Raw genomic sequence first — 2,413 nt, 5'->3', positions numbered from 1 at the left:
GCCAGCCGCTGGCCCGCGGCGAGCGCGCCCGGGTGGGTGAACGCCCAGCGGGCGGCGCGCATCGCGGACCGCTCCGCGGCGTGGCCCTTGGCCGGTTTCAGGGTCACCTTGGCGCCGCGCCGGGTGACCTCGCCGCCCTGGACGACCCGTTCGCGCAGGTGCACGAGGACCTCGGGGATGTCGATGGCGACCGGGCAGACCTCGTAGCAGGCGCCGCACAGCGAGGACGCGTAGGGCAGTGAGGCGTCGATCTCGCTCGCCGTGCCCCGCAGTTGGGGGCTGAGGATGGCGCCGATCGGGCCCGGGTAGACCGAGCCGTAGGCGTGGCCGCCGGCCCGCTCGTACACCGGGCACACGTTCAGGCACGCCGAGCAGCGGATGCAGCGCAGGGCCTGGCGGCCCACCTCGTCGGCGAGGGTGTCGGTGCGGCCGTTGTCGATCAGGACCAGGTGGAAGGTGGACGGGCCGTCGGAGTCCGTCGTGCCGGTCCAGGTGGAGGTGTACGGGTTCATCCGCTCCGCCGTGGAGGAGCGGGGCAGGGTCTGGAGGAAGACTTCGAGGTCGCGCCAGGTGGGCACGATCTTCTCGATGCCGACGACCGAGATGAGGGTCTCCGGAAGCGTCAGGCACATGCGGCCGTTGCCTTCGGACTCGACGACGACGAGGGTGCCGGTCTCGGCGACCATGAAGTTCGCGCCGGAGATGCCGACCTTGGCGCGCAGGAACTTCTCGCGCAGGTGGAGGCGGGCCGCCTCGGCGAGTTCGGCGGGGGTGTCGGTGAGCCCGTCCGGCGCGGGGCGGCCCCACCTCCCCATCTCCTTGCGGAAGATGTCGCGGATCTCGCCGCGGTTGCGGTGGATCGCGGGGACGAGGATGTGCGAGGGGCGGTCCTCGCCGAGCTGCACGATGAGCTCGGCGAGATCGGTCTCGTACGCGGAGATGCCGGTCTCTTCGAGGGCTTCGTTGAGGCCGATCTCCTGGGTGGCCATCGACTTGACCTTCACGACCTCCGACTCGCCGGTCTCCTGGACGAGCGCGGTGACGATCCGGTTGGCCTCGTCCGCGTCGGCGGCCCAGTGGACGGTGCCGCCCGCCGCCGTCACCGACTCCTCCAGCCGGACGAGGTAGTGCTCGAGGTGGCGCAGCGTGTGGTCCTTGATCTGCTTGCCGGCCTCCCGCAGCTGCGCCCAGTCGTCCAGCTCGGCGACGGCGCGGGCCCGCTTGTCACGGATGGTGTGGGTGGCGTGCTTGAGGTTGGCGCGCAGGGTCGTGTTCCGTACGGCGTCGTGCGCGGCCTTCGGGAAGGCCGGCATGCCGACGAACGTCCGCCCGTCGTCGGGCGCCGACACGCGCCCCTTGTGAGTGCTCATGACAGGGGTTCCTCTTCCGTGCTCGCCAGGATCTCTGCGATGTGGACCGGCCGCAGTGACGTGCGCAGCCGGCTCATCGTGCCGCCGATGTGCATGAGGCACGAGTTGTCGGCGGCGCAGAGCACGTCCGCGCCCGTCGACTCGGCGTTGCGCACCTTGTCCGCGCCCATCGCCGCCGAGACGTCGGAGTTCTTCACGGCGAACGTCCCGCCGAACCCGCAGCACTCCTGCGCGCCGGGCAGCTCCACCAGCTCAAGTCCCTTGACGGCACGCAGGAGTCGGGTCGGCCGGTCGGCGAGGCCGAGGGAGCGCAGGCCGTGACAGGTCGGGTGGTACGTCACCGTGTGCGGGTAGTACGCGCCGACGTCGGTGACGCCGAGCACGTCGACCAGGAACTCGGTGAGCTCGTACGTCTTCGGGACCACCGGCGCGAGCGTCGTCGCGAGGGCGTCGCCGCGGCCCTCGGCCCGGGCCCGCTCACCCATCCGCGGATACAGCTCGCGCACCATCGCCGCGCACGAACCGGACGGCGTGATGATCGCGTCGTAGTCACCCGAGCCGATGCCCGGCCCGAAGACATCGGAGAAATGACGGGCCAGCGGTTCGGCCTCGTGCCGGTAGCCGGTGTTGTAGTGCGCCTGTCCGCAACAGGTCTGGGCGGCCGGGAAGTCCACCTCGACACCCAGTCTGGTCAGGAGTTTCACCACGGCACGGCCGGTGTCGGGATAGAGCGTGTCGTTGACACAGGTCAAGAAGAGCGCGACACGCATCGTGGCCCCTTCGGTCGGGTTCGGTCAGTTCTGTCGGATGACGCGGCTCGATCATCGGATGGGTGCAGCGTACGTCGTGCGGCCTTCCCGGTCACGGGGTGGCGACACGGGCCTCTGCGGCCGCCCACGCCGCGCGGTCGCCGCGCGGCGTGTACTGCGTCAACGGCTGGGTTTCCGCGACCAGTTGGCGCATCGCCGGCCGGTCACCGAGGACGCCGTCGGCCCGCGCCTGCACGAGGACGTTGCCGAGTGCGGCCGCCTCCGCCGGGCCCG

General features: G+C 71.2%; 2 protein-coding genes and 1 pseudogene. All 3 read right to left on the bottom strand.

Annotated elements, in window-relative coordinates; translation table 11 throughout:
* Positions 1-1,313 (bottom strand): lactate utilization protein B (locus G3I40_RS09575; RefSeq protein WP_164301731.1); only part of this gene is annotated, 1,313 nt, incomplete at its 3' end.
* Positions 1,314-1,366: 53 nt separating this feature from the next.
* Positions 1,367-2,140: a (Fe-S)-binding protein gene (locus tag G3I40_RS09570; RefSeq protein ID WP_164301730.1), complete on the bottom strand. Its 774-nt coding sequence runs from the start codon at positions 2,138-2,140 to the stop codon at positions 1,367-1,369.
* Positions 2,141-2,231: 91 nt separating this feature from the next.
* Positions 2,232-2,413: pseudogene (locus G3I40_RS09565) on the bottom strand (rhamnulokinase); the annotation flags it as partial.

This window comes from Streptomyces sp. SID14478 (genome assembly GCF_010548525.1).
Lineage (GTDB): Bacteria > Actinomycetota > Actinomycetes > Streptomycetales > Streptomycetaceae > Streptomyces.
The sequence above is the reverse complement of the archived record's forward strand: the minus strand, read 5'-3'. Positions and strand labels throughout refer to the sequence as shown.